This window comes from Kitasatospora sp. NPDC001132 (assembly GCF_053598415.1).
This window is the reverse complement of record NZ_JBSFKF010000004.1, coordinates 290,749-315,086: the sequence shown is the minus strand read 5'-3', so window position 1 is coordinate 315,086 and position 24,338 is coordinate 290,749. Positions and strand designations below refer to the sequence as shown.

Here is a 24,338-nt window from a genome sequence, read left to right as displayed (position 1 = left end):
CACCACTCACCGCCCCGGAAGATGGTGGCATGCCCCGGCGTCCCGTGCGGGACAGGGGGCGGATCGGGCGCGGCGCATCCTTCCTTGCGGGGCCGCGGATGCGCCCCCGTAAGGAAGGATGCCGCAGGTGACGGACGCAACACACGAAGGCCTTCCGGATGCCCTGCCACCCTTCGTCGAACTGGTGCTCGACCTGACCGAGCGGATTCCACCCGGCAGGGTGATGACCTACGGCGATGTCGCCGAATACCTCGGCCAGGGCGGCCCCCGACAGGTCGGCCGGGTGATGGCCCTGTACGGCGGCTCCGTGCCCTGGTGGCGGGTCATCCGCGCGGACGGCCGCCTGCTGCCCGGCCACGAGCAACGCGCCCTCGCCCACTACGGCGACGAGGGCACCCCACTGCGCGAACTCGCCGACCCGCCCCGGGTCGACCTCGAACGGGCCCGCTGGGACGGCCGGGAAAGTCGCTGAAACCGCCGCACGGATCGGATTGACGGGGCAGGATCGTAGGCTCGATGCGGGCGGACCCACCGCGGGCCCGCCCCCGCCGTGCCCCACCGCCCGACCCCAGGACCAAGTACGTGAGCTCCCCCTACCGGCTCGTGCGCAGCCCGCTCGTCCAGCCCGACCCACCCGTGCTGGACGCCTACCAGCGCGCCGTGGTCGAGCACGCCGGCGGGCCGCTGCTCGTCCTGGCCGGGCCGGGCACCGGCAAGACCACCACACTCGTCGAAGCCGTCGCGCGGCGGATCGAGAACGGCACCGACCCCGAGCGGATCCTCGTCCTCACCTTCAGCCGCAAGGCCGCCACGGAACTGCGCGACCGGATGTCCGGCCGCCTCGGCGGCTCGGCCGCCGCCCCGCAGGCCACCACCTTCCACTCCTTCTGCTACGCCCTGCTGCGCGCCCACCAGGACCCGCGGGACTACGCCGAGCCGCTGCGGCTGCTCTCCGGCCCCGAGCAGGACGTCATGGTCCGCGAACTGCTGGCCGGCGGCGCCGAGGACGCCAGGCTCGGCAACTCCCGCATCCGGTGGCCGCTGGACCTGCGGGCCTGCCTCACCACCCGCGGCTTCGCCGACGAGGTCCGCGCCGTCCTCGCCCGCAGCCGCGAACTCGGCCTCGGCGAAGCCGAACTGGAACGCTTCGCCCAGGGCGTCCAGCGCCCCGACTGGGCCGCCGCCGCGCACTTCCTGGCCGACTACCTCGACGTCCTCGACCTGCGCGGCGTCCTCGACTACGCCGAACTCGTCCACCGCGCCGTCCTCCTCGCCGAACGCCCCGACGTCGGCGAGGAACTGCGGCAGCGCTACGACGTCGTCTTCGTCGACGAGTACCAGGACACCGACCCCTCCCAGGTCCGGCTGCTGCGCAGGCTGGCCGGCGGCGGACGCGACCTCGTCGCCGTCGGCGACCCGGACCAGTCGATCTACGCCTTCCGCGGCGCCGACATCAACGGCATCCTCGACTTCCCGCAGACCTTCCGGCAGGCCGACGGCAGCCCCGCCGAGGTCAAGGTGCTCAGGGTCTCCCGCCGCTCCGGCGCCGTCCTGCTCGCCGCCTCCCGGGAAATCGCCCGCCGGATGCCGATGGGCCGGCTGCCCGCCGACAAGCTCGCCCAGCACCGCGCCCTGCTGCCCTCCCGCGAGGGCGGCCGGGTCGAGGTCTACACCTACCCGACCCCCGGCGCCGAACTCGACTCGATCGCCGACCTGCTGCGCCGCGCCCACCTGGAGGACGGCGTCCCCTGGGGCGAGATGGCCGTGCTCGTCCGGGCCGGCGCCCGCTCCATCCCCGGCGTACGGCGGGCACTCGGCGCGGCCGGCGTCCCGCTGGAGATCGACGGCGACGACCTGCCGCTGCGCGAGGAACCCGCCGTCGCCCAGCTGCTGCTCGCCCTGCGGGTCTGCGCCGAGCAGGCCGCCCGGGACAAGCAGGGCGACCCCGACGCCCCCGACCCGCTCACCACCGAACTGGCACACGCACTGCTCACCGGCCCGCTCGGCGGCCTCGACGGCTCCGACCTGCGCCGCCTCGGCCGCGCCCTGCGCGAGGAGGAACGCGCCGCGCTGCGCGCCGACGCCAAGGCCCGCCCCGGCCCCGCCGCCGCCCCGCGCCCGGCCGCCGAGCTGATCCGCGAGGCCCTCGCCGAACCCGAGCGCCTCGTCGCCCTCGACCCCGCGCACGCCCGCCGCGCCCGCGACCTCGGCACCCTGCTGCGCAAGGTCCGCGAACAGCTGGCCGGCGGCTGCACCGCCGAGGAGGCCCTGTGGGAACTGTGGGACGGCAGCCGCCGCTGGCGCGAGCGCCTGGAACGCGCCGCCCTGCGCGGCGGCGCGGCCGGCCGCAACGCCGACCGCGACCTGGACGCGCTGTGCGCCCTGTTCGAGACCGCCGCCCGCGCCGAGGAACAGGTCACTGGCCACCGCAGCGCCCTGGACCTGCTCGCCGAACTCGAAGCCCAGGACATCGCCGCCGACACCCTCACCGTCCGGGCCGTGCGCCCCGAGGCCGTACGGCTGATGACCGCCCACCGCTCCAAGGGCCTGGAGTGGCGCCTGGTCGTCGTCGCCGGCGTCCAGGACGGCCTCTGGCCCGACCTGCGCCGCCGCGGCTCCCTGCTGGAGGCCGACCGGATCGGCCGCGACGGCCTCGCCGAACCGCTCTCCCCCGGCGCCCTGCTCGGCGAGGAGCGCCGCCTCTTCTACGTCGCCGCGACCCGCGCCAGGGAACGGCTGATCGTCACCGCCGTCAAGGCCCCCGCCGACGACGGCGACGAGCCCTCCCGCTTCCTGCGCGAGCTCTACCGCGAGGACATCGACCCCAGGACCGGCAGGGTGGTGCGCCGCACCCCGCCGGTCACCGTCGAGGACGTCACCCACCGCCCCCGCCGCCCGCTGTCCGTCGCCGCCCTCGTCGCCGAACTGCGCGCCGTCACCGTCGACCCCGCCCGCTCGCCCGAACTGCGCCGCGCCGCCGCCGAACGGCTCGCCACCCTCGCCGCCGCCACCGACGAGGACGGGCTGCCGCTGGTGCCCGCCGCCCACCCCGAACGCTGGTGGGGCCTGGACGACCCGACCTCCGCGCCCGAACCGCTGCGCAGCGCCGACGCGCCCGTCCGGCTGTCCGGCAGCGGACTGGAACAGCTGGAGAGCTGCTCCCTGCAGTGGTTCCTGGACAAGGAGGTCAAGGCACGCGGCGCGGGCTCGGCCGCCCAGGGCTTCGGCAACGTGGTGCACGCCCTCGCCGACGAGGTCGGCTCCGGCCGCACCCCCGCCGACCTCGCCGTGCTCATGGAACGGCTGGACACCGTCTGGGACGCCCTGGCCTTCGACGCGCCCTGGAAGTCCCAACAGGAGAAGACCGAGGCCCGCGCCGCCCTGGAGCGCTTCCTCAACTGGCACGTCCTGGAACGCGGCCGCGACCTCGTCGCCACCGAGCACGGCTTCGACGTCACCCTCGACGTCGGCGGGGTCGCGGTGCGCATCCGCGGCTCGATGGACCGGGTCGAGAAGGACGCGGCCGGACGCGCCTACGTCGTCGACTTCAAGACCGGCAAGCAGATACCCGCCGACAAGTCGCTGCCCGAGCACAAGCAGCTCGCCGTCTACCAGCTCGCCGTCCGGGCCGGCGCCCTGAACGAGCTGCCCGGCTTCACCGCGCACCCGCCCGACACCGGCGGCGCCGAACTCGTCCACCTGCGCGAGCCCGCCGCCAAGGCCGCCCGGGACACCCCCAAGGTGCAGCGCCAGGAGCCGCCCCAGGGCGAGCCCTGGATCGAGAACCTGCTCGCCGAGGCCGCCGGGAAGGTCCTCGCCGAGCGCTTCGTCCCGCAGACCGGCGGCGGCTGCGACCGCTGCGCCTTCCGCCGCAGCTGCTCCGCCCAGCGCGACGGCACCCAGCTGGTCGAGTAGCCGGCCGGGCACCGTCGACACCGCCGGTCGGACAGCGCACCCGGGCACCGGCGAGGCGAAGCTTGTCCGTCGCTCCGGTTACGGTTGCGGGGTGACCGCCGTGCTCAGCCATCCCGACCAGCTCAAGGAGCTGCTGGGGATCCCGTTCAACCGGGAGCAGATGGCGGCCATCGCGGCCCCCCTCGAACCGGCCGTGATCGTGGCCGGCGCCGGCTCCGGCAAGACCACGGTGATGGCCGCCCGGGTGGTCTGGCTGGTCGGCTCCGGCGCCGTACGGCCCGAGGAGGTGCTCGGCCTCACCTTCACCAACAAGGCCGCCGCCGAACTCTCCGAACGGGTCCGCGCCTCGCTGCTGCGCGCCGGCGTCGCCGACCGGGACGCCGCCGAGCCGCTCGGAGACCCGGAGATCTCCACCTACCACGCCTTCGCCGGCCGCCTGCTCAAGGAGCACGGCCTGCGGATCGGCGTCGAACCGGACGTCCGGCTGCTCGCCGACGCCACCCGCTTCCAGCTCGCCGCCAAGGTGCTGCGCACCGCCCGCGGCCCCTTCCCCGCGCTCACCGGCACCTTCGCCAACCTGGTCGCCGACCTCACCGCACTGGACGGCGAACTCGCCGAGCACCTGGTCGAACCGCAGACCCTGCGCGAGTACGACGAGGGTCTGCTGGACACCCTCGCCACCGTCAAACTGACCAACGACGACCTGCGGGCCGTCCCGGCCACCGCCCGGGCCCGGCTGGAGCTGCTGAGCCTGGTCGAGGACTACCGGCGCCGCAAGCTCTCCGCCGGGCTGATGGACTTCGGCGACCAGATCGCCGCCGCCGCCCGCCTCGCCCAGCAGCGCCCCGAGGTCGGCGAGCTGCTGCGCGGCCAGTTCAAGGTGGTGCTGCTGGACGAGTACCAGGACACCTCCGTCGCCCAGCGGCTGATGCTCGCCGGCCTGTTCGGCGCCGGCCCCGCCACCTCCTCCACGGGCGGCGGCAGCGGCCACCCGGTGACCGCCGTCGGCGACCCCTGCCAGGCGATCTACGGCTGGCGCGGCGCCTCGGTGGCCAACCTCGACGAGTTCCCCCGGCACTTCCCGAAGGCCGACGGCCGCCCCGCCGACCGCTACGCGCTCAGCGAGAACCGCCGCAGCGGCGGCCGGCTGCTCGCCTTCGCCAACGAACTCGCCGCCCCGCTGCGGGAGATGCACGAGGGCGTCGAGGCGCTGCGCCCCGCCCCCGGCGCCGAGCAGGACGGCTTCGTGCGCGCGGCGCTGCTGCCCACCCACGCCGAGGAGATCGACTGGCTGGCCGACTCGGTCGCCCACCTGGTGCGCACCGGCACCGCGCCCGGCCGGATCGCCGTGCTGTGCCGCGGCGGCGCGGCCTTCCCCGACATCCACGCCGCGCTGGTCGCCCGGGAGGTGCCGGTCGAGGTGGTCGGCCTCGGCGGGCTGCTGCAGCTGCCCGAGGTGGCCGACCTGGTCGCGGTCTGCGAGGTGCTGCAGGACCCGACCGCCAATGCCGCGCTGGTGCGCCTGCTGATCGGCCCGCGCTGGCGGATCGGCCCGCGCGACCTCGCCCTGCTCGGCCGCCGGGCCGCCGACCTGGTGCGCACCGACCGGCCCGAGGGCGTCGAGGCGCTGGCCGCCGCCGTCGCCGAGGCCGACCCGACCGAGGTGGTCTCGCTGGCCGACGCGGTGGAGACCTTCCTCGAAGCCCCGTCCGGTGAGCAGGGGAAGACCGACGAGCTGCCGTTCTCCGCCGAGGCGCGGGTGCGCTTCGCCCGGCTCGCCGCCGAGCTGCGCGACCTGCGCCGCTCGCTCGCCGACCCGCTGATGGACGTGCTGCACCGGGTGCTGTCCGTCACCGGCCTGGAGGTCGAACTCGCCGCCTCCCCGCAGGCCCTGGCCGCCCGGCGGCGGGAGACCCTGCACGCCTTCCTGGACGTCGCCGCCTCCTTCGCCGACCTCGACGGCGACCCGGGCCTCGCCGCCTTCCTCGGCTTCCTGCGCGCCGCCCAGGAGTACGAGCGCGGCCTGGACAGCAGCCTGCCCGGCGGCGAGGACACCGTGAAGGTGCTCACCGCCCACAAGTCCAAGGGCCTGGAGTGGGACGTGGTCGCCGTCCCCGGCCTGGTACGGGGCGCATTCCCGTCATCGAGCCCGCGCGAACGCTGGACGAGCACCAAGCGGGTGCTTCCGCACGCCCTGCGCGGCGACGCCGAAACCCTGCCCGACGTGCGCGGCGGCTGGAACGGGAAGTCGATGACGGCGTTCCGCAAGGAGCTCGCCGAGCACTCCGCCGTCGAGGAACTGCGCCTGGGCTACGTGGCGTTCACCCGGCCCCGGTCGCTGCTGCTGGCCTCCGGGCACTGGTGGGGGCCGAGCCAGAAGACCGTCCGCGGCCCGTCCGCCTTCCTGGAGCAGCTGCGCGAGCACTGCGAGCGGCCCGGCGCCGGCGAGGTCGAGCACTGGGCCGAGCAGCCGGAGAAGGGCGCCGAGAACCCGGCACTCGCCGCCCCCGTCGAACACCCCTGGCCGCTGCCGCTGGACCCGGCCGCCCAGCACGCCCGCCGCCGCGTCGCCGAGGTGGTGCGCTCGCGCGTGGCCGGGGCGGTGACCCGCCCGTCCGCCTCCGGGCCCTCGGGCCAGGCGCAGGGCGGGCCGGAGGAGATGGCCCCCGAGGACCAGCGCCAGGTCGCCTCCTGGGACCGCGACCTGACCGCGCTGCTGGGCGAGTTGGAGCGCTCCCGGCGCACCGCCCGGGACGTGCCGCTGCCCGCCGCGCTGTCCGCCACCCAGCTGCTGCGCCTGGCCGCCGACCCGGACGGCTTCGCCCACGAGCTGGCCCGCCCGATGCCGCGCCCGCCGCAGCCGGCGGCCCGGCGCGGCACCCGCTTCCACGCCTGGGTGCAGTCCCGCATCGAGCCGCTGCTGCTGGTCGAGCCCGGCGCGCTGCCCGGCGCCGACGATGACGGCATCGAGGACGAGCAGGACCTGGAGCGGCTCAAGGAGGCGTTCCTGCGCACCCCGTACGCGCAGCGCAAGCCCCACCGGGTGGAGGCGCCGTTCCAGCTGGTGCTGGCGGGCCGGGTGGTGCGGGGCCGGATCGACGCCGTCTACCGGGAAGATGACGGGTTGTCGGAATCCGGTGGTGCGTCACGCTACGAAGTGGTGGACTGGAAGACCCACCGGGAGGAGACCGCCGACCCGTTGCAGCTCGCGGTCTACCGGCTGGCCTGGGCCGAGCACGCGGGCGTCGATCCCGAGCAGGTCACGGCTTCGTTCCTGTACGTCCGCAGCGGCCGGATCGTCCGTCCGACAGGACTTCCCGGCCGAAAAGAGTTGGAACGGCTCCTGATCGGGAACAGTGACTATTGAGTCACGCAGAGCATCCAAGTCATCACGCCAGTGCCCGAAACCTGTGCGTCGTGCACGTTTCGCGCCTATTGTGGGGTCGGTAACCGGTCAACCCCCGTGCTCCGGCCGCCAGCGAGGCCCGCATTCCCTGACCCTCAGTCATCACCGCAGGTGCCCCCGGGCATCGGCGTCTTCTGCTGGAGAGACCGAAGTTGAGCGCGACCGGATGGATCAGAGAGCGGTTCACCGGGCCGACACCGGGGCCCGCTCCGGGCGCGACCGGCACCTGGCCGAGGACGGCGCTGTCGCTGCCGTTCATCGGCATGGTGCTGATCGTCGCCCTCGACTACCTCAGCGGCACCGAGGTGACGGTCGAACCGGCCCTCACCGCCGTGCCCGCGCTGGCCGCCGTGGTCAGCCGCCGAACCTGGTACCCGCTCGCCATCGGTCTGGGCACCGAGGCGGCGGCCTTCCTGATGGCCTTCCGCAGCGACACGCTCGGCGAGTCCGTGCACGCCGCCAGCGTCTTCGCGATCCTGCTCGTCGCCGCGATCGGCTGGGTCAGCGCCACCCTGAGGCTGCGCCAGGAGCAGGCGCTCGCCGACGCCCAGCTGGTCGCCTCGATCGCCCGCAGGGTGCTGCTGCGGCCCGTCCCCGAGCGGGTCGGCACCGTCCGGGCCGCCGTCCACTACGAGGCCGCCGCCGCACACGCCCGGATCGGCGGCGACCTCTACGAGGTGGTCAACACCCGGCACGGGGTGCGGGCCGTGGTCGGTGACGTCCGCGGCAAGGGCCTCGGCGCGGTGGAGACGGCCGCCGCCGTTCTCGGCGCCTTCCGCGAGGCCGCCCACCAGGAGGCCGCCCTGGACCGGGTGGCCGGCTGGCTGGCCGTCAGCCTCGACCGCGCCCTTCACGAGAACGACCACCCGGGCGTGGAGGAGGAGTTCGTCACCCTGGTGCTGATCGGCGTCGGGCCCGACGGTGCCGCGGAGATCGTCAACTGCGGCCACCCCGCCCCGCTGCTGCTGCGCGGCGGCGAGGTCAGCGCGCTCGAACTCGCCGAGACCGTACCGCCCCTGGGCGTCCTCGACCCGGCCGACGTCCGCCCGCCGGTGCACCGGCTGCCGCTCCAGGGCGACGACCGGGTGCTGCTGTTCACCGACGGGGTGATCGAGGCCCGCGACCGCGCGGGCGTCTTCTACCCGCTCGCCGAACGCTTCCCGCGCTGCGCCGACGGCCGCCCGGCCGACGTCCTGCGGCGCCTGCACGAGGACGTGGTGCGCCACGTCGGGCGCCAGCTCGGCGACGACGCGGCCATGCTGCTGCTCCAGTTCGACCCCCCGCCCGCGTTCGGGCCGGAGGTGCCCAGGGCCGCCGCCACGGCCGTCCAACTCCCCCAGCAGGGCGGAATCCTGACGCCCCAGTAGGGCGCCGGTCCCGTCCTACAGCGACACCTCGACCAGCAGCGGGCGGTGGTCCGACACCGCCGCCCGCGGCGCCGCCACCGGGCCGACCGCCGCGCGCGGCACCCCGATCGCCAGCACGTGGTCGAACTGCACCGCCGGCCGGTGCGAGGGGTAGGTCGGCGTACGCGCCAGGTCGTACCAGCCCTGCAGGCGCGGCCGCGGCTCACGCACCCGGCGCCGGCGCGGCTCGGCCGGCGAGGGCCGGGCCCGCCGGGCCGCCCGCAGCTCCCGCACCCGGGCCCGCGGCGCGGTGCGCTCCAGCGCCGTCGCCCCGCCGAGCACCGTGCGCGGCACCGCGCCGACCAGGTTGAAGTCGCCCAGCACCAGGTACGGCTGGGGCAGGTCGGCGATCCAGCGCCGGATGCCGGCCAGTTGCGCCATGTTCCAGCCGGGGACGAACGACAGGTGCGCCGCCACCACGGTGAACGGCCCGCGCTCGCCCTCCAGGACGGCCGCCAGCGCCGCCCGGGGCTCGTCCGGCACCGGGGTCAGGCCGCGCCGCCCGGCCACCCGCAGCGGCAGCCCGAACGGCGCCGGGGCGAACCGTCGGGCCCGCCAGTGCCGCACCGGAAGCCTCGTCAGCAGCGCCGTCCCGTAGGAGGGCGGGGCGCCGTCGCCCGTCTCGTCCGGCCCGTACACCCGCAGGGCGCCCGGCTCGGACGGCTCCCTGACCCAGCCCGCCACCGGCGCCGGGCGGCCGTGCAGCGCGGCGGCGAAGCGCCAGTCCTTGGCGCCCATCGCCGCGGCCGCCACCGCCGCCTGGTCGGTGCCGCCGGAGCGCGCCTGGTGCCGGTCCACCTCCTGGAGGGCCAGCACGTCGGCGTCCAGCGCGGCCACCGCCTCGGCCAACGGCCCGCCGGCGTCGGACGGGTAGGGCCGCGGGCCGCCGTCCGGGGCGAGCGGCTGGCCGTGCAGGAGATTGAAGGTGGCGATGCGCAACTGGCTCACACCGCACGACGGTACCCGCTCCCCGGGGCGGGCGGGCCCGGCTTGAGGCGCCAGGGCATACCGGGTATACATACTCGGTATGTCCATTCGTCACGGTCTGCTCGCCCTGCTCGACCAGGGCCCGCGCTACGGCTACCAGCTGCGCACCGAGTTCGAGGCGCGCACCGGCGCCACCTGGCCGCTCAACGTCGGACAGGTCTACACCACGCTGTCGCGGCTGGAACGCGACGGACTGGTCGAGCCCGCGGGGGAGGACGACGAGGGCCACCAGTTCTACGCCGCCACCGACGCCGGCCGGGAGGAACTGCGCACCTGGTTCGACACCCCGGTGCCCAGGACCAACCCGCCGCGCGACGAACTGGCGATCAAGCTCGCCATGGCAGTGACCGTCCCCGGGGTGGACGTCTCCGCCGTCGTCCAGGGCCAGCGCCGGCACAGCATCAAGGCGCTCCAGGACTACACCCGGCTCAAGGGCCGCGCCCTCGCAGGCGAGACGCGCCCCGGCGCGGTGCCCTCCGCCAGCAACGACCTGGCCTGGCTGCTCGTCCTCGACCAGCTCATCTTCCAGACCGAAGCGGAGATCCGCTGGCTCGACCACTGCGAGACCCGGCTCGCCCAGCAGGCCGAACTCCTGCAGACCCGCACCGCCGAGGCGGCCGCCGACGGTGCCGCGCCCGCCAGGCGCGGCCGCCGCCTGCGCACCTGATCCCCGCGGTACCCGAACCACCAGGCTCGGACCCGACTCCGAGCGCACACCCAGCACAAGGGGGGAATTCGTGTCCCACACCCAAGAGGCCCGGCAGACGCCGGTGCTCCACCTGGAGAACGTCACCCGCGTCCACGGCCAGGGCGCCGCCGAGGTCCAGGCCCTGCGCGGCGTCGACCTCAAGGTCCACCCCGGCGAGTTCGTCGCCGTCATGGGCCCCTCCGGCTCCGGCAAGTCGACCCTGCTCACCCTGGCCGGCGGCCTGGACACCCCCAGCAACGGCCGGGTCCTCGTCGAGGGCGTCGTTCTGGGCGAACTGAACCGCAAGAAGCTCGCCCAGGTCCGCCGCCGCTCCGTCGGCTACGTCTTCCAGGACTACAACCTGATTCCGGCGCTCACCGCCGCCGAGAACATCTCGCTGCCGCGCGAACTCGACGGGCTGTCCGCCCGCGCCGCCCGCCGCGAGGCCCTCGCCGCCCTGGAGGAGCTCGGCATCCCCGAACTCGCCGACCGCTTCCCCGACGACATGTCCGGCGGCCAGCAGCAGCGCGTCGCCATCGCCCGCGCCCTGATCGGCGACCGCCGCCTCGTCCTCGCCGACGAACCCACCGGCGCCCTCGACTCCACCACCGGCGAAGCCGTCCTCGCCGTCCTGCGTGCCCGCTGCGACGCCGGCGCCGCCGCGATGATGGTCACCCACGAGGCCCGGCACGCCGCCTGGGCCGACCGCGTCGTCTTCCTGCGCGACGGCCGGATGGTCGACGAGTCCACCAGCCAGGACGCCGCCAGCCTGCTCGTCAGCGCCGCCGGCAACAGCCTGAAGGTGGACGAGTGAAGCTCAGCGCCTGGCGGGTGGCCCTGCGCATAGCCCGCCGCGACGCCCTGCGCGCCAAGGGCCGCAGCGCCCTCGTCATCGCCATGGTCGCCCTGCCCGTCCTCGGCGTCACCGGCGCCGACGTGGTCTTCCGCAGCGCCGAACCCACACCCGTCGAACACGCCGTGCGGGTCATGGGCCAGGCCGCCGCCGAAGTGCACATGGTCGAACGCGGCTCCTCCATCCAGCAGGCCCCCGACCCCGAAAAGGGCTCCACGATCAAGGACCCCAAAGACGACGCCAAGGGCGGCGCGGCCCCCACGTACACCCCCGCGCAGCAGCGCGCCCTCGACACCGAACCCGCCGAACTGGCCCGCCAGTTGATCCCGGGCGCCACCCTGGTGCCCGAGCTCAGCGGCCCGTTCACCGCGGCGAGCAGCACCGAGGGCCTGCTCAGCACCCGGGTCAGCGAGGCCGACCTGACCGACCCGGTCTGGGAGGGCCGCATCGACCTGCTCGGCGGCCGGGCCCCCACCGCCGACACCGAGGTCGCCGTCACCCAGGACTTCCTCAAGCGCTCCGGACTCAAGATCGGGGACAGGACCGCCGTCCGCGGCGTGGAGTCCAGCCCCTTCACCATCACCGGCGTCTACGAGTACCCCGGCGAACTGCGGGCCACCGAAGTCACCGCCCGCCCCGGCACCGTGCTCCACAAGCTCCCCGAGGACCCCGACAACCCCGGCAACGCAGACCCCACCCGCTGGCTGGTCAAACTCCCGGCCGGCGCCACCGTCGACTGGCAGAAGGTCAAGGAACTCAACGAGTACGGCTTCCAGGTCACCTCACGCGCCGTCCTGATCGACCCGCCGGCCCGCGACGATGTCCCGTACTACGTCCAGCAGAAGCAGTACGGCGGCACCAGCTACTTCAACCGGACCGACGTCGTCATCCTCGCCACCGTCGCCGGCATGGCCCTGCTGGAGATCGTCCTCCTCGCGGGCCCCGCCTTCGCCGTCGGCGCCCGGCGCTCCCGGCGCCAGCTCGGACTGCTCGCCGCCGCCGGCGGTGAACGCGCCAACGTCCGCGCGGTCGTGCTCGGCGGCGGCATCGTCCTCGGCATCACCGGCGCCGTGATCGGCCTCGGCCTCGGCATCGGCCTGGTCGCCCTGCTGCAGACCACCGCCGAGGAGCGCTCCGGCCGGCGCTTCGCCCACTTCGCCCTGCCGCCGCTCGACCTGCTCGGCATCCTCCTCGTCGGACTCGTCACCGGCCTGCTGGCCGCCGTCGTGCCCGCCGTCCAGGCCTCCCGGCAGGACGTCGTCGCCGCGCTCACCGGCCGCGACACCCTCAAGCCGCCGAGCCCCAAGCTCGCCGTCTTCGGCCTGCTGATGCTCGCCGGCGGCGCCGCCCTCGCCCTGTTCGGCGCCACCGGCGGCATCGGCAACCGCAGCTTCGCCGTCCTCGGCGGCTCGGCCATCGCCGAACTCGGCATGGTCGCCCTCGTGCCCTACCTCGTCGGCCTGTTCGGCCGGCTCGGCCGCTGGCTCACGCTCGGCCCCCGGCTCGCCCTGCGCGACTCCGTACGCCACCGCGGCCGCACTGCGCCCGCCGTCGCCGCCGTGATGGCCGCCGTCGCCGGCTCCGTCGCCGTCAGCGTCTACATGGCCAGCTTCGAGGAGCAGTACCGGCGCGAGTACGTCGCCTCCGGCCCGTCCGGAGCGGTCATCCTCGGCAGCGGCTGGCTGTCCGACGAAAAGCTGCTGCCGCAGATGCGCGAGGCCGTCGAACGCAGCATCCCCGACCTCGGCCCGCGCGCCGACGTCCAGCGCGTCGAACCCAAGGCCGACTGCGGCGCCGGCAGCTACTGCGGCTACGTCAGCGTCGAGTTGCCCAAGGAGGACCGCTGCCCGCTCATGGACTCGGAGGAGACCCTCGCCGACGCCGAGCGCGAGCGGATCCTCGGCAACGACAAGCGCTGCCGGTCCGACCAGCACTGGGGCAACCCGTACGGCCCGGTCACGGTCGGCGACGCCACCCTGTTGCGCAACCTCTACGGGATCACCGACCCGGCCGCCGGCCAGGCCCTCGCGGGCGGCAAGGCCGTCGTCTTCGACGCCCGCTTCGTCAAGGACGGCAAGACGATCGTCCGGATCACCGGTCCGAACCCCACCACGAACGACGGGAGCCGCGCGAGCAGGCCCACCCACACCGAGGTCGCCCTGGACGCCGTCCTCGCCCCCTCCTCCCCGGCCGCCCCGGCCCAGATCGTGGTCGGCCAGGACATCGTCACCCGACTCGGCCTCAGCACCCGGCCGGCCGGCTCGGTCTGGCTGCCCGCTGCCATGCCCACGGACGGCGCCCAGCAGAAGGCCGACGGCGCGCTGGCCAAGGTCAACGACCACAACGTGCTCAAGATCGAACGCGGCTACGAGTCCCCGGCCGGACTGATCCAGTTCGGGCTGAACATCTTCGCGGCCGTCGTCGCCCTCGGCGCGGCCGGCATCGCCACCGGACTGGCCGCCGCCGACTCCCAGCGCGACCTGACCACCCTCGCCGCCGTCGGCGCCGAGCCGCGCATCCGGCGCTCGCTCTCCGGCTTCCAGTGCGGGGTGATCGCCGCCATGGGCACCCTGCTCGGCGTGGTCTGCGGCGTGGTGCCCGGCGTGGCGCTGCGCAAGGTCGAGGCCGCGGCGAACAGCTACCCGGGGATGAGCCCCGAGGAGCTCGCCAACAAGGCGGCCCTGGTCTTCCCGTGGCCCACCATCGCCGCCACCGTGCTGCTGCTGCCGGTAATCGCCGCCGCGCTCGCGGCCCTGATGACCCGCTCGCGGATCACCCTGCTGCGCCGTTCCGGCTGAGCCCCCCCCGGGGCGCGAGCCCGCGCCCGCTCCCTGTCACCCCCGTCCACGGCACCGCCGCGGCGGGGGTGACGGCGGTTCGGGGGCGACGGAGGTTCGAGGGCGACGGAGGTCGGGGTCACGGAGGTCGGGGTGACGGAGGTTACAGCCCCGACGGCGCCCGGCAGCCGGACGGCCGGGGCGGGCACCCGCACGGGCGAACTACAGTCGTCGGTATGACGAGAACCCCGGACAGCGTCGTCCGCTCCTACATCGATCAGCACCAGGCCGCCTTCCTCGCTGACCTCGCCGAGTGGCTGGCCATCCCCTCGGTCTCCGCCGACCCGGAGCGGGCCGGCGACGTGCGGCGCTCGGCCGAGTGGCTGGCCGCCAAGCTGGGCGAGACCGGCTTCCCGGTGACCGAGGTGTGGGAGACCGACGGACTGCCGGCGGTGTTCGCCGAGTGGCCCTCCGGGGACCCGTCCGCGCCGACCGTCCTGGTCTACGGGCACCACGACGTCCAGCCCGCGGCCAAGGAGGACGGCTGGGAGACCGAGCCGTTCACCCCGACCGTGGTCGACGGCCGGCTGTACGCGCGCGGCGCCGCCGACGACAAGGGCCAGGTGTTCTTCCACACCCTGGGCGTGCGCGCCCACCTCGCCGCCACCGGCCGCACCGCGCCGGCCGTCAACCTCAAGCTGCTGATCGAGGGCGAGGAGGAGTCCGGCTCGCCGAACTTCGCCGACCTGGTCCGGCGCGAGGCCGCGCGGCTGGCCGCCGACGTGGTCGTCATCTCGGACACCGGCATGTGGTCCGCGACCACGCCGACCGTCTGCACCGGCATGCGCGGCCTGGCCGACGCCCAGATCGACCTGTACGGGCCGGACACCGACATCCACTCCGGCTCCTTCGGCGGCGCCGTCCCCAACCCGGCCCAGGTCGCCGCGGAGCTGGCCGCCGCCCTGCACGACACCGACCGCAAGGTCGCGATCCCGGGCTTCTACGACGACGTCGTCGAGCTGACCGAGACCGAGCGCGAGCTGTTCGCCGAGCTGCCCTTCGACGAGGAGCAGTGGCTGAAGGTCGCCAAGTCGTACGGCACCCGCGGCGAGGCCGGCTACTCCACCCTGGAGCGGATCTGGGCCCGCCCGACCGCCGAGGTCAACGGCATCTGGGGCGGCTACACCGGCCCCGGCGGCAAGACCATCGTCCCCGCCTCGGCGCACCTCAAGCTGTCCTTCCGGCTGGTCGCCGGTCAGGAGGTGGAGAAGGTCCGCGAGGCGGTGCGGGCCTGGGTGGCCGGGCAGGTGCCCGAGGGCATCCGCCACGAGCTGGTCTTCCCCGGCGCGACCCGGCCCTGCCTGACCCCGCTGGACCACCCGGCGCTGCAGTCCACCGTCCGCGCGATGGGACGGGCCTTCGAGCAGAAGATCCTCTTCACCCGTGAGGGCGGCTCCGGCCCCGCCGCCGACCTCCAGGACGTGCTGGGCGCGCCGGTGCTGTTCCTCGGCATCTCGGTGCCCTCGGACGGCTGGCACTCGGTCAACGAGAAGGTCGAGCTGGACCTGCTGGCCAAGGGCGTGGAGACCGCCGCGTACCTCTGGGGCGACCTGGCCGAGAACTTCCGGCCGGGGGCGTGACCCCCGCAGCGCGCGCCGAGGGCGTGAGCACCACCGCGCGCACCGGGGGGACGGCCCCTGGTGCGCGCACCGAGGCCGCCAGATCACTCATCCGGATGATTCACCACGTGGGGATGGAACAGACGTGAGCACCGTGCCTGAGACCGAGCGCCCGCTGCACCTGGCACTGGCCCGGTCCGGGGTGGACCGGGCGGCCGAGCACCGTTTCGACGAGCCCTGGCTGGCGGCCGCCTGGAGCCACCCGAGCACCCGGGTCCTGCCGATCGCCGGCGGCGAGGCGTTCGTGGTCGACACCGCGCAGGGCACCGAACTCGTGCTGCTGCCCTCCTTCGAGGCGCCGCAGACCGGCGACCGGTACTTCCTCGGCACCGACGAGGACGGCGTCTCGTACTTCGCGCTGGCCGGCGAGAGCCTGCCCGGGCGCCTGGACGGCGACGCCCGCCCGGCCGGGTTGCGCGAGGTCGGCGGGCTGCTGTCCGACCGGGACGCCGGGCTGCTCGTGCACGCCGTGGCGCTGGAGCACTGGCACCGGCTGCACAGCTTCTGCTCGCGCTGCGGGCACCCGACCGAGAAGGCCGGCGCCGGGCACGTGCGGCGCTGCACCTCCTGCGCGGCCGAGCACTACCCGCGCACCGACCCGGCGGTGATCATGGTGATCACCGACGAGCAGGACCGCTGCCTGCTCGGCCGCCAGGCGCTGTGGCCGGAGGGCCGCTGGTCGACGCTGGCCGGCTTCGTCGAGCCGGGGGAGTCGATCGAGCAGGCGGTGGCCCGCGAGGTGCGCGAGGAGGCGGGCGTACGGGTCGGCGAGGTGCGCTACGTCGCCAGCCAGCCCTGGCCGTTCCCGTCCAGTTTGATGCTCGGCTTCCAGGGCAAGGCGCTGCCCGGCGGCACCGAGATCACCGTGGACGGCGAGGAACTGGCCGAGGCGCGCTGGTTCTCCCGCGAGGAGCTGCGGGCCGGGATGGAGGCGGGGGAGATCCTGCCGCCGTCGGGCATCTCGATCGCCCGGCACCTGGTCGAGCTCTGGTACGGGGAGCCGCTGCCGTCGGCGGCGCGCTGGTAGCGCCGTGGGGTCCGTAGGACGCGTCGGCGGTCCCGCCGGTTCCACGGAAAGGGCGCCGGCGCGAAAGGGCCGCACGAAAGGGGGGCGCGTGGACAATTCCATGCGCCCCCGTTTTTCTCTCCAATCCCGCCCCGCATTCACCACGACCAGCTGTTCGTGTTCGGACGGGCCAGTTCTGCTACCGGGCGGGGGTCGCGCTGGCCCGTTGTCAACCCGCTCGGACGATATTGCCGGAAACCGCTGAAACCGGCTCGCCCCGCTCGCTACATTCACGAGGGTGACAATCCCCCGGGGCACCGCCCAATCCCCCAAATACCAGCGCCTCGCCGCCGACCTGCGCCGCCGGATCGCCGAAGGCGAGTTCACCGCCGACGCCGCCCTGCCGGTCGAGAGCGAACTGGAGCGCCAGTACGGCGTCGCCCGCAACACCGTCCGGCTCGCCGTCGACGTCCTGGTCAACGAGGGCCGCCTGGTCCGCCTCCAGGGCAAGGGCACCTACCTGCGCGAACACCCCGTCCTGGACCACCGCGCCTACGGGCCCAGCCCGACCTCCGCACCGCGCGACTGCCTCGCCGCGCCCTCCGCCGTCTACCTCGGCGAAGCCGCCGAAGCCGGACGGGAACTCGGCACCGACTTCGAGATGATGATCGTCCGGGCCCGGGTGGACATCGCCGAACGCCTCGGACTGCGCCCCGGCGAGGCCATCGTGGTCCGCCGCCAGCTGCGGCTGCTCGACCGCGAGCCGTACTCCATCGAGGAGAGCCACTACCGGGCCGGCCTCGCCGCCGGCACCCCGCTGATGGAACCCGACCCCGTCGAGGGCGGCGACGAAGCGGTGCTCGCCGTCCTCGGGCGCACCGAGATCGGCGCCGTGGACCACCTGGTCGCGCGGATGCCGGGCCCCGAGGAGGCCCAGTGGTTCCAGGGCGGCCCCGGCGTGCCGCTGCTGGTGCAGACCCGCGTCACCTATGACCGGCGCGGGCCCGTACGAGTCATCGAGACCCGCTACTCGGCCGACCGCAGCCGGCTCGTCTACGGCGTCGGCGACCTCGGCGCCCGCACCACCCTGCCCGCCCCCGCCACGCCCGTCGACCCGGCCAGGGCCGACGCGCAGTGACGCGCGCCGACCCCGCCGACCCCGTCCCCGGCACGGCGGGGTCGGGGGCCGGGGACGGCCGGGCCGACCGGTCCGGGGCCGCGGGGCTCAGGCCGCCAGGGCCTTCTTGACCTGCAGCAGGCTCGGGTTCGTCATCACGACCCGCTCGCCGCCGCCGGCCGGCGTCACCAGCACCGTCGGAACGGTCTGGTTGCCGTTGTTCACCGACTCGACGAAGGACGCCGACGCCGGGTCCTCCTCGATGTTGATCTCGGTGTAGCCGATGCCTTCACGGTCCAGCTGGCTCTTGAGTCGGTTGCAGTACCCACACCAGGTCGTGCTGTACATCGTCACGGTGCCGGACATCGAGGGGGCTCCTTCGAAAGAGAGGTGCGAACGGTCTCCGGAGGGAACGCCCACCGGACGGCGGGCATTCCGGCACGCCGTCGACCGCCGCGCGGAGCGATCATCCTGCGATCGCACCGGCCCTGTGGACAACTCCGTCCGCAATGTCCCCCCGGGCTGAGAGGATGGAACGCATGCAGGAAGACCTCTTGAGCGGCAGCCCCTACGACGGCCCCCACGGCTCCCCCTGGGCCGACCCCGGCGCCGCCACGGGCCCGGACGCCGTGCTCGCCGGGCTCGACCCCGAGCAGCGCGCCGTCGCCACCGCCCTGCACGGCCCCGTCTGCGTCCTGGCCGGCGCCGGCACCGGCAAGACCCGCGCCATCACCCACCGGATCGCCTACGGCGTGCGCAGCGGCGTCTACCACCCCCAGCAGGTCCTCGCCGTCACCTTCACCGCCCGCGCCGCCGGCGAGATGCGCGGCCGCCTGCGCCAGCTCGGCGCCGACGGCGTCCAGGCCCGCACCTTCCACGCCGCCGCCCTGCGCCAGCTCCAGTACTTCTGGCCGCGCGCCGTCGGCGGCCCCGTCCCCCAACTCCTGGAACGCAAGGTCCAACTCGTCGCCGAAGCCGCCGGCCGCTGCGGCCTACGCGTCCAGCGCACCGAACTGCGCGACCTCACCGCCGAGATCGAATGGGCCAAGGTCACCCAGATCGCCCCCGAGGACTACCCCTCCGCCGTCGCCAAGTCAGGCCGCGACGCCCCCCGCGACCCGGCCGAGACCGCCCAGGTCTACCGCGTCTACGAGGAGACCAAGAGCCGCCGCGGCAACATCGACTTCGAGGACGTCCTGCTGCTCACCGCCGCCATCCTGGAGGACCGCCCGGACATCGCCGACCAGGTCCGCTCCCAGTACCGGCACTTCACCGTCGACGAGTACCAGGACGTCTCCCCGCTCCAGCAGCGCCTGCTCGACCAGTGGACCGGCCCCGACGGCGGCGCCAGCCTCTGCGTCGTCGGCGACGCCAGCCAGACCATCTACTCCTTCACCGGCGCCACCCCCGACTACCTCCTCAACTTCCGCAGCCGCCACCCCGGGGCGACGGTGGTCAAGCTCGTCCGCGACTACCGCTCCACCCCCCAGGTCGTCCACCTCGCCAACGGACTGCTCGCCCAGGCCCGCGGCGAGGCCGCCCGGCACCGCCTGGAACTCGTCTCCCAGCGCGAGGCCGGCCCCGAACCCGTCTACACCGAGTACGAGGACGAACCCACCGAGGCCGAGACCACCGCCCGCCGGATCAAGGACCTGCTCGCCACCGGGGTGCGCGCCAGCGAGATCGCCGTGCTGTTCCGCACCAACGGCCAGTCCGAGGTCTACGAACAGGCCCTCGCCGACCTCGGCGTCCCCTACCAGCTCAAGGGCGCGGAACGCTTCTTCGAACGCCCCGAGGTCCGGGACGCCGGCGTCCTGCTGCGCGGCGCCGCCCGCGCCGCCTCCGACCCGCTCACCGACGGCGCCCCCGACCTGGCCGGCCAGGTCCGCGCGGTCCTCGCCACCCGGGGCTTCACCGCCGAGCCGCCGGCCGGCTCCGGTGCCGTCCGGGACCGCTGGGAGTCACTGGCCGCCCTCGTCCGACTGGCCGAGGAGTTCGAACGCACCCGCACCGCGGCCGGCCAGGACACCGACCTCGCCGCCTACGTCGCAGAACTGGACGCCCGCGCCGCGGCCCAGCACGCCCCCGCCGTCGAGGGCGTCACGCTCGCCTCGCTGCACGCCGCCAAGGGCCTCGAATGGGACGCCGTCTTCCTGGTCGGCCTCACCGAGGGCACCCTGCCGATCATCTACGCCAAGACCGACGAACAGGTCGAGGAGGAACGCCGCCTCCTCTACGTCGGCGTCACCCGCGCCCGCAAGCACCTCACCCTCTCCTGGGCGCTCTCCCGCTCCCCGGGCGGGCGGGCCGGCCGCAAGCCCAGCCGCTTCCTGGACGGGCTGCGCCCCGGCTCCGCCGCCCCCGGCGCGCGCACCAGCGCACGCGGCGGGCGAGGGGGCGTCGAGGCCGGCGAGCGCTCCGCCGCTCGGCGGGTCCGCGGACCGGTCAAGTGCCGGGTCTGCGACAAGGTGCTCACCGAGGCCGTCGAGCGCAAGCTGCGCCGCTGCGAGAGCTGCCCGTCCACGATGGACGAGGGGCTCTACGAACGGCTGCGCGAGTGGCGGGCCCGGCAGGCGAAGAAGCAGGGCGCGCCGGCCTACGTGGTGTTCACCGACGCCACGCTGATGGCGATCGCCGAGGACGTGCCCGCCGGCCGCGGGGAACTGGCCGCCATCTCCGGGGTCGGCGCCATGAAGCTGGACAAGTACGGGGCGGCCGTGCTCTCGTTGTGTGCGGGGGAGGAGCCCGAAGAGGATCCGGACGACGTCGAGGACGGCGGTCCGGCCGATCCGGCCTGAGCCGGTACGGGCGCGGTCCACGGGGCCGCTTCGAGGGCTTCGCAACCCGTCGTGTGTCGTGCCGAAGAACTCGCGTGAAAAATAGTTTGCGCCGCGTACCGGGAGCGCAATAGCCTGCCGGAGCGGTCAAGGGGACGCGGTCGCACGGGGTGAAACCTGTGCTGGTGCCCCTCGCCCGAGAGCTTCACAACGCTTTACCGAGCTTCACCGAGACAGACATCCGAACATTCGGAGCCAGGGAGACCAGGCTCCGCGAGACGCCGAGAGGAGGCGAAGACAGTGGGAAACATCATGATCACCAAAATGACTGGCCAGACCGTTGTCGCTGCCTCCCTGCGTGCCGCCCGCCTGCGGGCGTTCGCCGAGCTCGGTGGAACCGGTCTGGGTCTCGACACCACCGGTGTCCTCGCCGTCCCCGCTGTCAGTGGTCCCGGACACACTGATCTGTGCCTCACGGGCAGCAGGAGCGTCGACGGGACCTTTGTCGAGACCGGTCTGTCCCGTGACTGGGCGTCGTTCGGCACGTCGTGCTCCCTGCGCGACGAGCGACCGACCCAGGCACCGAAGGCGGCAGTAGCCGCCGCCATGCATGGCGGCTATGCGCAGGTCATCGGTGCCGGAAACACCCAGAAGCAGAACGAGCAGCAGATTAACCAGGCCGCGGTCGCCCCCATGGGCGCCAAGGCCGTCCGGATGTGGGCCTTCCGCGGCCCTGAACCCTGGAGAGAACGAACCTGAGCCAGCCTCAGGTCGGCACCTCCAGGGCCGCGGAACCCGTCACCACCGGGATCCGCGGCCCTTCTGTTTTGTCCGGTACGCAAGACCACCCAGGCCCTTCGGGGCCTCCGGCCCAGCACCACCAGTCCCCTGGGTCGGAACCACTGAGAAAAGACGAGGAAGACGCCCACAGTGTCCACGGTCATCACGCCGCCCACCCCGTCCGTACCGCAGACAAGCCAGATCACCAAGGCCGACCAGGCCGACCCCCCGGAGGTTCCTTCCATGCAGCTCAGCTCGATCGAGCAGGCCGAGTCCCTCGGTCTCCCCATCCCCTGCCGCGCCTTCGACCCCGAGGTCTTCTTCGCCGAGACGCCGGCCGACGTCGAGTACGCCAAGTCCCTCTGCGGCACCTGCCCGGTGAAGGACGCCTGCCTGGCCGGCGCCCTGGAGCGGCGTGAGCCGTGGGGCGTCTGGGGTGGCGAGCTGTTCGTCCAGGGCGTCGTGGTGGCGCGCAAGCGTCCCCGTGGCCGTCCGCGCAAGACCGAGGTCATGGCGTGAACCCCGCCCACGAGGCCAGGGTCGTCCGCCGGGGACAGCAGCTCCCGCTGGACAGCGCCCTCCGTCGATCCGTGCGGATCGCCGCCGCCAAGGCCGACGCCGCAGCCCGCATCCCGTTCCCGAGCAAGCACCACGAGCAGGACCACGACATGAACCCCGCCGCCGTCGACCCCACCGCCCGCGCCGAGCAGGCCACCGAACGCCAGACCCAGAACAGGATCCTCGAGATGCAACTCCTCCACGAATCCCTGGCCCGTGCCCATATGCAAGACAGGCGGCACGAGGCCGAGAACCAACGGCTCGTCAGCCGGGTCGTCCGGGCCCGCAGGCTCAAGCAGCGGGCCGAGCGCGCTTCGATGCGCGCCCGCAAGGCGCTCGCCGTCGCCCTGATGTAGGGCCTGGCCCGAGGGCCCGTCCGCCGCAGGCCCTCCCGGACTCTCCGGTCCACCCCCGTCGTGCCGCAGGCCGCTCCCCGTCGTAGGGGAGCGGCCTGCGGCCGTTGTCGCGGTGCCGGGTCAGTCCTTGCGGACCCGGCCCCGCTCGGCGTCCTCGTGGGCCGGACGGGCCTGCCGCGCGGGGCCGGTGAGCTTGCCGGGCTTGGTGTGGCTCCCGGGCTTTTCGCGGCTCCCGGGCGTCGCGGAGTTCCCGGGCCCCGCGGGGCCCGCCGACCGCTGGTGGGCGAACTCGGGCAGCCACTCCAGCATCTCCGCGCGGAACGGAGCCTTGGCGCCCAGCTGGCAGAGCACCCCGATGGTGCTCAGCGTCACCCGGTGGATCAGCAGGTACGCCGGGGGCAGGTTCAGCTGCTTGCCCAGGTTGTAGGCGGGCGAGCGCGGATCAGCGATCCGGGCCGCCTGGGCGCGCATCCAGGTCCGGGTGAAGTGGAAGTTCTCCACCGCGGCCGGCTCGATGATCGGCAGCAGGTAGTCGAGCACCGCGTCCGGGTCCAGCCGGATCGAGGGCTTCACGAAGCCCTCCTCGCGCAGCATCCGGAGCACGCCCGCCGCGTCCCCGGCCAGCGCCATCCGCAGCGAGGCCCCGATCGGCGCGGGCAGCCCGCCGGGCAGCCGGTCCACGGTGCCGAAGTCCAGCACGCCCAGCCGCCAGCCCGACGCCGGGCCGTCGTCCTTCAGCAGCCGGAAGTTGCCCGGGTGCGGGTCCGCGTGCAGCAGCCCGGTCCGGGACGGGCCCGCGAACAGGAACCGGGCCAGCAGCTGCCCGGCGCGGTCGCGCTCCTCCTGGGTGCCGCCCGCGATCACCTCGGCCAGTGGGGTGCCGCCCATCCACTCGGTGACCAGCACCTGGTCGGCCTGGGCCACCACGCCCGGCACCACGATGTCCGGGTCGTCCGCGAACTCCTCGGCGTGCCGGTGCTGGGCCTGCGCCTCCAGCTCGTAGTCCAGCTCCTCCGAGACGCGCTCGCGCAGCTCGGTGATCAGCGGCTTGACGTCCAGCCCGGGGATCAGCGGGCCCAGCAGCCAGGCCACCCGGCTCAGCTGCGAGAGGTCCGCGAGCAGCGCGTCGCCCGCGCCCGGGTACTGCACCTTGACGGCGACCGTACGGCCGTCGTGCCAGACCGCCTTGTGCACCTGGCCGATCGAGGCGGCTGCCGCGGGGCGGTCGTCGAACTCCCGGAACAGCTCGCGCCAGTCCTCGCCGAGCCGCTGGGCGAGCGCGGTGTGCACCTTGGCGGCGGGCATCGGGGGAGCGGCGTCTTGGAGCTTGGTGAGCGCCGCCCGGTACGGCCCGGCGACCTCCTCGGGCAGCGCGGCCTCGAAGACGGACAGCACCTGCCCGAACTTCATCGCCCCGCCCTTGAGTTCGCCGAGGACCTTGAACAGCTGGTCGGCGGTGGCCTGTTGGAGCTCGGCGGTGACCACCTCGGCGGAGCGGCCGCCGATCCGCTTGCCCAGGCCGAGCGTGGCGCGACCGGCTATCCCCAGCGGCAGGGCGGCGAGCCGTGCCGTGCGGGTCACTGCCTTGCGCGGAAGATCGCTCACCCCGGGCCTCCAATCCCTGGCCGCCCGGTTCCGGGCGGCCGACCATCTCTACGCCATTGTGCCCGCTCCCTGTCGCCCGCCCCGCGGAATTCCGCGGGGCGGGGCGGGGAGTGGCTTCCCTTTGTGGGGAGTTGGGCGGCTTGGGGTGGTGGGGCGGGGGAGGGGGTGGTAGTTCTGTGCAGGAAGTCGGCTCGGCCGACTTCCTGCACAGGGGTGTGATGTCGCCTTTCCCCGGGCCCCCTCCCCCCTCCCCCCTCCCACCCACCCTCGCCGCCCGCCCGCCAACCACCCACCGCCCATCACCCACCACCCACTGCCCTGCGCCCACCACCCGCCCGCCTTGTGTCACGTGCGGTGGCTCCCCGCCCGCGCCCTGCCCCGGGCAGGGCGCGGGCCGCGGAAGGCCTCGTGCCCGCCCCTGGGGGGCG

Annotated in this window: 17 protein-coding genes; 14 read left to right on the top strand and 3 right to left on the bottom strand. The window is 74.3% G+C overall.

What is annotated here, in order from left to right; translation table 11 throughout:
* The first annotated feature begins 118 nt into the window (after positions 1 to 118).
* The 4 genes from ACWDBE_RS08295 (at position 119) to ACWDBE_RS08280 (ending at position 8,688) form a co-directional block, all read left to right on the top strand.
* Complete coding sequence (locus tag ACWDBE_RS08295; RefSeq protein ID WP_449790050.1) at positions 119 to 472, top strand: MGMT family protein; 354 nt, start codon at positions 119 to 121, stop codon at positions 470 to 472.
* A 44-nt stretch (positions 473 to 516) separates the two neighbouring features.
* A complete protein-coding gene (locus tag ACWDBE_RS08290; protein ID WP_449790049.1) occupies positions 517 to 3,915 on the top strand; it encodes an ATP-dependent helicase in 3,399 nt (1,132 codons plus the stop codon).
* 91 nt (positions 3,916 to 4,006) lie between these two features.
* Complete coding sequence (locus ACWDBE_RS08285) at positions 4,007 to 7,282, top strand: UvrD-helicase domain-containing protein (protein WP_449807531.1); 3,276 nt, start codon at positions 4,007 to 4,009, stop codon at positions 7,280 to 7,282.
* Between the two features lie 191 nt (positions 7,283 to 7,473).
* Positions 7,474 to 8,688 (top strand): PP2C family protein-serine/threonine phosphatase, encoded by a 1,215-nt coding sequence (locus ACWDBE_RS08280; protein ID WP_449790047.1) that lies wholly within the window; start codon positions 7,474 to 7,476, stop codon positions 8,686 to 8,688.
* 15 nt (positions 8,689 to 8,703) lie between these two features.
* Here ACWDBE_RS08280 and ACWDBE_RS08275 read toward each other — a convergent pair whose 3' ends face one another.
* Entirely contained in the window at positions 8,704 to 9,675 is a 972-nt protein-coding gene (locus tag ACWDBE_RS08275) for an endonuclease/exonuclease/phosphatase family protein (RefSeq protein ID WP_449790046.1), read from the bottom strand.
* Positions 9,676 to 9,754: 79 nt separating this feature from the next.
* Here ACWDBE_RS08275 and ACWDBE_RS08270 point away from each other — a divergent pair, with 79 nt between their 5' ends.
* From ACWDBE_RS08270 to ACWDBE_RS08245, 6 genes are all read left to right on the top strand, one after another.
* Positions 9,755 to 10,381, top strand: coding sequence for a PadR family transcriptional regulator (locus tag ACWDBE_RS08270; RefSeq protein WP_449790045.1), 627 nt, complete (start codon positions 9,755 to 9,757; stop codon positions 10,379 to 10,381).
* A gap of 70 nt (positions 10,382 to 10,451) precedes the next feature.
* On the top strand, positions 10,452 to 11,216 hold the full coding sequence (locus ACWDBE_RS08265) for an ABC transporter ATP-binding protein (RefSeq protein ID WP_449790044.1): 765 nt from the start codon (positions 10,452 to 10,454) through the stop codon (positions 11,214 to 11,216).
* Positions 11,213 to 14,053 (top strand): ABC transporter permease, encoded by a 2,841-nt coding sequence (locus tag ACWDBE_RS08260; RefSeq protein ID WP_449807530.1) that lies wholly within the window; start codon positions 11,213 to 11,215, stop codon positions 14,051 to 14,053. Before ACWDBE_RS08265 ends, ACWDBE_RS08260 begins: the two co-directional genes overlap by 4 nt.
* 215 nt (positions 14,054 to 14,268) lie before the next feature.
* Complete coding sequence (locus ACWDBE_RS08255; RefSeq protein WP_449790042.1) at positions 14,269 to 15,672, top strand: dipeptidase; 1,404 nt, start codon at positions 14,269 to 14,271, stop codon at positions 15,670 to 15,672.
* 124 nt (positions 15,673 to 15,796) lie between these two features.
* The gene (gene nudC / locus ACWDBE_RS08250; protein WP_449807529.1) at positions 15,797 to 16,738 is read left to right on the top strand and encodes an NAD(+) diphosphatase; all 942 of its coding nucleotides are present in this window, start codon (positions 15,797 to 15,799) and stop codon (positions 16,736 to 16,738) included.
* A gap of 277 nt (positions 16,739 to 17,015) precedes the next feature.
* Positions 17,016 to 17,855, top strand: a complete 840-nt coding sequence (locus tag ACWDBE_RS08245) for a GntR family transcriptional regulator (RefSeq protein ID WP_449807528.1) — start codon at positions 17,016 to 17,018, stop codon at positions 17,853 to 17,855.
* 87 nt (positions 17,856 to 17,942) lie between these two features.
* On the opposite strand, the gene ACWDBE_RS08240 is transcribed toward ACWDBE_RS08245, so the two are convergent.
* A complete protein-coding gene (locus ACWDBE_RS08240) occupies positions 17,943 to 18,200 on the bottom strand; it encodes a mycoredoxin (RefSeq protein ID WP_329928084.1) in 258 nt (85 codons plus the stop codon).
* Between the two features lie 263 nt (positions 18,201 to 18,463).
* Here ACWDBE_RS08240 and ACWDBE_RS08235 point away from each other — a divergent pair, with 263 nt between their 5' ends.
* The 4 genes from ACWDBE_RS08235 (at position 18,464) to ACWDBE_RS08220 (ending at position 22,305) form a co-directional block, all read left to right on the top strand.
* Entirely contained in the window at positions 18,464 to 20,632 is a 2,169-nt protein-coding gene (locus ACWDBE_RS08235; RefSeq protein WP_449807557.1) for an ATP-dependent DNA helicase UvrD2, read from the top strand.
* Between the two features lie 291 nt (positions 20,633 to 20,923).
* Positions 20,924 to 21,370: a hypothetical protein gene (locus ACWDBE_RS08230; RefSeq protein WP_449790039.1), complete on the top strand. Its 447-nt coding sequence runs from the start codon at positions 20,924 to 20,926 to the stop codon at positions 21,368 to 21,370.
* A gap of 171 nt (positions 21,371 to 21,541) precedes the next feature.
* Positions 21,542 to 21,910 carry a WhiB family transcriptional regulator gene (locus ACWDBE_RS08225; protein WP_402401468.1) on the top strand — a complete coding sequence of 123 codons (369 nt, stop codon included), beginning with the start codon at positions 21,542 to 21,544 and terminating at the stop codon, positions 21,908 to 21,910.
* Entirely contained in the window at positions 21,907 to 22,305 is a 399-nt protein-coding gene (locus ACWDBE_RS08220; RefSeq protein WP_449790038.1) for a hypothetical protein, read from the top strand. Before ACWDBE_RS08225 ends, ACWDBE_RS08220 begins: the two co-directional genes overlap by 4 nt.
* A 120-nt stretch (positions 22,306 to 22,425) precedes the next feature.
* On the opposite strand, the gene ACWDBE_RS08215 is transcribed toward ACWDBE_RS08220, so the two are convergent.
* The gene (locus ACWDBE_RS08215; protein WP_449790037.1) at positions 22,426 to 23,910 is read right to left on the bottom strand and encodes an ABC1 kinase family protein; all 1,485 of its coding nucleotides are present in this window, start codon (positions 23,908 to 23,910) and stop codon (positions 22,426 to 22,428) included.
* Between the last annotated feature and the right edge of the window lie 428 nt (positions 23,911 to 24,338).

Coding starts and splice junctions, on each gene's coding strand:
- ACWDBE_RS08295 (WP_449790050.1), top strand. CDS start 119: ATGCCGCAGGTGACGGACGCAACACACGAAGGCCTTCCGGATGCCCTG.
- ACWDBE_RS08290 (WP_449790049.1), top strand. CDS start 517: ATGCGGGCGGACCCACCGCGGGCCCGCCCCCGCCGTGCCCCACCGCCC.
- ACWDBE_RS08270 (WP_449790045.1), top strand. CDS start 9,755: ATGTCCATTCGTCACGGTCTGCTCGCCCTGCTCGACCAGGGCCCGCGC.
- ACWDBE_RS08255 (WP_449790042.1), top strand. CDS start 14,269: ATGACGAGAACCCCGGACAGCGTCGTCCGCTCCTACATCGATCAGCAC.
- ACWDBE_RS08240 (WP_329928084.1), bottom strand. CDS start 18,200: ATGTCCGGCACCGTGACGATGTACAGCACGACCTGGTGTGGGTACTGC.
- ACWDBE_RS08230 (WP_449790039.1), top strand. CDS start 20,924: ATGATCACCAAAATGACTGGCCAGACCGTTGTCGCTGCCTCCCTGCGT.